Annotated in this window: 5 protein-coding genes and 1 pseudogene; 3 read left to right on the forward strand and 3 right to left on the reverse strand. The window is 50.6% G+C overall.

Annotated elements, in window-relative coordinates; genetic code table 11:
* The 3 genes and pseudogenes from G6041_RS00990 to G6041_RS01000 form a co-directional block, all read left to right on the forward strand.
* Positions 1-364: pseudogene (locus G6041_RS00990) on the forward strand (haloacid dehalogenase); the annotation flags it as partial.
* A 40-nt stretch (positions 365-404) separates the two neighbouring features.
* Positions 405-602 carry a DUF2933 domain-containing protein gene (locus G6041_RS00995; protein ID WP_000843494.1) on the forward strand — a complete coding sequence of 66 codons (198 nt, stop codon included), beginning with the start codon at positions 405-407 and terminating at the stop codon, positions 600-602.
* Positions 603-847: 245 nt separating this feature from the next.
* Positions 848-1,545 (forward strand): IS1-like element IS1B family transposase gene (locus G6041_RS01000; protein ID WP_236908651.1). Its coding sequence is split into 2 segments (ribosomal slippage): positions 848-1,097 and positions 1,097-1,545, totalling 699 coding nucleotides; the frame shifts between segments, so codons are not numbered across the junction.
* Positions 1,546-1,628: 83 nt separating this feature from the next.
* Here G6041_RS01000 and G6041_RS01005 read toward each other — a convergent pair.
* The 3 genes from G6041_RS01005 to G6041_RS01015 form a co-directional block, all read right to left on the reverse strand.
* Positions 1,629-1,910: a helix-turn-helix domain-containing protein gene (locus G6041_RS01005; protein ID WP_000780222.1), complete on the reverse strand. Its 282-nt coding sequence runs from the start codon at positions 1,908-1,910 to the stop codon at positions 1,629-1,631.
* Positions 1,891-2,220 (reverse strand): type II toxin-antitoxin system RelE/ParE family toxin, encoded by a 330-nt coding sequence (locus tag G6041_RS01010; protein ID WP_000493286.1) that lies wholly within the window; start codon positions 2,218-2,220, stop codon positions 1,891-1,893. Before G6041_RS01010 ends, G6041_RS01005 begins: the two co-directional genes overlap by 20 nt.
* Before the next feature lie 1,045 nt (positions 2,221-3,265).
* Positions 3,266-4,288 carry an IS110 family transposase gene (locus G6041_RS01015; protein WP_001572362.1) on the reverse strand — a complete coding sequence of 341 codons (1,023 nt, stop codon included), beginning with the start codon at positions 4,286-4,288 and terminating at the stop codon, positions 3,266-3,268.
* Positions 4,289-4,503: the final 215 nt, after the last annotated feature.

Raw genomic sequence — 4,503 nt, forward strand, 5'->3', positions numbered from 1 at the left:
GGTTGCGATGGCCGGAGACGGTGTGAATGATGCCCCGGCGCTGGCAGCGGCTGACGTGGGTATAGCCATGGGAACGGGTACAGATGTGGCAATTGAAAGTGCCGGAGTCACCCTTCTCAAAGGCGACCTGATGATACTGAACAGGGCCCGTCATCTGTCAGAGATCACCATGAAAAATATCCGACAGAATCTGTTTTTTGCATTTATCTACAACGCACTTGGTGTGCCGGTGGCTGCAGGCCTGCTTTATCCTGTGTATGGAATACTGCTGTCGCCAGTTATTGCGGCGGCGGCCATGGCTCTTTCTTCCGTCAGCGTCATTGTGAATGCGTTGCGTCTGAAAAGTGTCAGGCTCGGGAAATAACACTGAGTGAAGGGTCTGTTATGAACAGAAGGAGTCCAGTATGAAAAGTACCACCTATGCGCTTATTGCTGTCGCCGCGATCGCGGCATTTGCCCTCCTGCGAGAACACTGGTCACATGTGGCAGGTTACTGGCCATATCTGTTATTGCTGGTCTGCCCGCTAATGCATCTTTTCCACGGCCACGGAGGGCATGGGGATCACCAACATCACGGAAGTGAAAACGATAAAAAAAATTAATCCGGCAAACGGGGCCGCGTCGCGGTCCCGTTATCAGTCCAGGTATCGTTCGTAGTCTCTGGCATGCGCAAAGGCATGCTGTTCGAGTTTGTTATCAGCGGGTGCCGATGCCCGGAACGACAGTGAATTAACAGGATTGTTATTGATGACCAGCTCGTAATGTAAATGAGGACCGGATGAACGTCCGCTGGGTGATGCTGCCAACTTACTGATTTAGTGTATGATGGTGTTTTTGAGGTGCTCCAGTGGCTTCTGTTTCTATCAGCTGTCCCTCCTGTTCAGCTACTGACGGGGTGGTGCGTAACGGCAAAAGCACTGCCGGACATCAGCGCTATCTCTGCTCTCACTGCCGTAAAACATGGCAACTGCAGTTCACTTACACCGCTTCTCAACCCGGTACGCACCAGAAAATCATTGATATGGCCATGAATGGCGTTGGATGCCGGGCAACCGCCCGCATTATGGGCGTTGGCCTCAACACGATTTTCCGCCATTTAAAAAACTCAGGCCGCAGTCGGTAACCTCGCGCATACAGCCGGGCAGTGACGTCATCGTCTGCGCGGAAATGGACGAACAGTGGGGATACGTCGGGGCTAAATCGCGCCAGCGCTGGCTGTTTTACGCGTATGACAGGCTCCGGAAGACGGTTGTTGCGCACGTATTCGGTGAACGCACGATGGCGACGCTGGGGCGTCTTAAGAGCCTGCTGTCACCCTTTGACGTGGTGATATGGATGACGGATGGCTGGCCGCTGTATGAATCCCGCCTGAAGGGAAAGCTGCACGTAATCAGCAAGCGATATACGCAGCGAATTGAGCGGCATAACCTGAATCTGAGGCAGCACCTGGCACGGCTGGGACGGAAGTCGCTGTCGTTCTCAAAATCGGTGGAGCTGCATGACAAAGTCATCGGGCATTATCTGAACATAAAACACTATCAATAAGTTGGAGTCATTACCTTAAACTTGCTTTAACAAAATTTTGGGACTGACCGAAACAAAAAGGCCAGCCCCGGAGGGCTGGCTATTCAGTACAGGGCAATGACAGGTTTCTTGATGCCGCAGGCGTGAGCGTAGCGGGTCAGTGTGTCGATGCTGGCTTTGGTGATGTTGTTTTCCAGGCGAGAAATAACCGGAGGTGTAACCCCCATGCGTTCAGCAACCTGCGCTTTTGTCAGGTTGTCATGCTTGCGCCATTCAGCAAGCAGCTCCCTGAGCTTTTCCTTACGTTCTTCTTCCTGCCATGCAGCGCGATATTCATCGTCCTGCATCCACTCGTTATGCAGTTCTTTATGGCTTACCAGTTTCATTAAGTACCTCCGCTAACCGCTTTTTGGCGAGATCGATTTCTTTCGCTGGCGTTTTCTGTGACTTCTTGATGAAAACACGGAGCATGATGATGGTATTGCCTTTGTGGTATACCCAGATTCCCCTGGCTATGTCCGTCCCCATCGTGCGGATCTCAAAAAGTCCATCGCCCAGGGGCTTCGTGTCCGGCTCCCGCAGTAATCGGGCGTCATACTCCAGTTTGCCGATGAGACGGTCAAACTTCACCCTGATTTTTACGGGTAATGCTGTGGCTTCTTCCCTGGCTTCCGGGTGATAAACAACGCTAAACATGTGACCTCCCATTTCTATTAATATTAACCTATAGGCTAATTTCAGACAAGGTAGAATTAACCTATAAGCTAATTTTGTTGGCAGTTATCGTGGCTACCCGGTCACTACCCTGTTAGCGTGAGTTTTCGTTCCACTGAGGAACGGGGATTTATGCGCGTTAGCGCATGTAAGGCGGCAGGATGAAATGACAGGTAGCACCGAGGGTTAGCCGCCGATACCAGTGAGGGATCGAAAGGGATCGCCTATCCATCCCTTCACCCTGCAAAGCCATATTCCGCTAAAAGCGGCTCAGAGGCTTTTGTGCGCGGTCGGAGTGGTCACAACAAGGCGAAGCCGCAGTTGGGGCGTATCTCCGCGTTAGCGGGTCGTAAGAGCCGCTTACGAGCGTGTAAGCTAATTCTTCAGCGATATTTGCTGACGTATCCGGCGTGGCCGGATTTGTCCAATCCCTCGATGGCTAACAGGCGAGCTGTTAGCCATCGAGGGATTCCGTTCTGAATGCCCCGCGCTTTAGCGTGGGGAGCTACTTTTGAGGCGCTCGCGCCGATGCTGTTCGGTTATCCACTTTTTAAAGGGGATAACAGTAATGTCTTTTATTTTTTGGTTTATCTTTTAATACGTAAGTAATTAAAAGATAAACCAAAAGAGTATTTGCGCCATCTCGTTTGCACTTCATTATCACTTACCCACAAGCTATACAGCAGTTGTGGTGGGTCTACGCCGGAACCGCCGAAAAATCCGTCATTCCTGTAGGCGGGATGGGTTGGATTTCGAAAATTATTGTACTATAAGGGCTTCCCCGGCGTGTCAACGCCGGTGTTTATGGTTTCTGTCTGCTCTTCAGTAAAAATAAAGGGGAGAGACTGCGGTACTATAAACGGCCATGATGAATCGTCATCGATTCGGACCCTGATGAAAGACGCGCGTGAGGTTCTTGTTCGTTAAGCGGATACGTATATCCTGTACAATAGCCAGATAGGCCTCACGGGGTATAACCCTTTATCATCAACGAATTGCAGGTCAGATGGTTATTTTGTTTCGTGCTTTAGCTGGCTGAGTACAGCCTGAAATCATCACCGTAATGCAATGATGCCCAGCACAGCCTTGCGTTTTTGGCGGCGATGGCTACAACGGCACGCCAGTATCCTCTGCGATCGACCAGTGAACAGACCCAACGACTGAATAAATCAGTCCTTTTCTCGGCACCAATCAGAACCGAACGAGCCCCCTGAACCAGTAGCGTTCGCAGATACGAATCGCCAGCTTTAGTTATCCTGCCAAGCTTTGATTTCCCACCACTGCTGTACTGCGATGGCGTTAGTCCCAGCCAGGCTGCCAGTTGTCGCCCATTTTTAAAATCGTGTGCATTACCGATACTGGCGACCAGCGCACAGGCCGTTGTGGGACCAATCCCTTTCAGTTCCATCAATCGCTGGCTGCGGTGATCTGTTTTTGCCATGCGGGACAAAATCCGGTCATATTCAGTAATATTATCTTCAATACGATCAATGTGTTCCAGCAGGTCATTAACACATTGTTGAACCTGAAGTGGCAAAGAACTCTTCTGCTCAGAAACCATGTGACGCAGGGCATCTGTACTTTGTGGGGCGATGACACCGAATTCCGATATCAAACCTCTCAATCGGTTATATGTTGCTGTTTTCTCTTCGATAAAACCCTGTCTGATACGGTGTAGGCATTGCATCGCCTGCTGGCTCTCATCCTTCACTGGTACAAACCGCATATGCGGGCGACGAACTGCTTCACAGATAGCCTGAGCATCAGCTGCATCATTTTTGCCTGATTTACCGGCCATGCGGTAAGGAGATACAAATTTAGCAGCCATCAGCCGTGGTTCATGACCATATTGCCGAAACAACCTTGCCCAGTAGTGAGCCCCGGAGCATGCCTCCATCCCGATAACACAGGGAGGTAAACTGGCAATCAGCTCAGGAAGGGCAGCACGCGATACTTTGGGTTTAACCAGAACAGTTTTACCGTGTTGGTCAACGCAGTGAACAGCGAACACATTTTTAGCAAGATCGATACCGACAGTCGTGATGGTCATAACGAATCCCTCCGGGGCTATGTTTACCCCATGATTGCACAAGAGTTAATCAGGCGCATATCCAGGGGAAGTCCCTTCCATTCGTTAAGGGGCACTGTTGCAAATAGTCGGTGGTGATAAACTTATCATCCCCTTTTGCTGATGGAGCTGCACATGAACCCATTCAAAGGCCGGCATTTTCAGCGTGACATCATTCTGTGGGCCGTACGCTGGTA

The sequence above is a fragment of the Cronobacter sp. HA18003 genome, from assembly GCF_011605905.1.
GTDB classification, from domain to species: Bacteria; Pseudomonadota; Gammaproteobacteria; order Enterobacterales; family Enterobacteriaceae; genus Cronobacter; species Cronobacter sakazakii.

Coding starts and splice junctions, on each gene's coding strand:
- G6041_RS00995 (WP_000843494.1), top strand. CDS start 405: ATGAAAAGTACCACCTATGCGCTTATTGCTGTCGCCGCGATCGCGGCA.
- G6041_RS01005 (WP_000780222.1), bottom strand. CDS start 1,910: ATGAAACTGGTAAGCCATAAAGAACTGCATAACGAGTGGATGCAGGAC.
- G6041_RS01010 (WP_000493286.1), bottom strand. CDS start 2,220: ATGTTTAGCGTTGTTTATCACCCGGAAGCCAGGGAAGAAGCCACAGCA.
- G6041_RS01015 (WP_001572362.1), bottom strand. CDS start 4,288: ATGACCATCACGACTGTCGGTATCGATCTTGCTAAAAATGTGTTCGCT.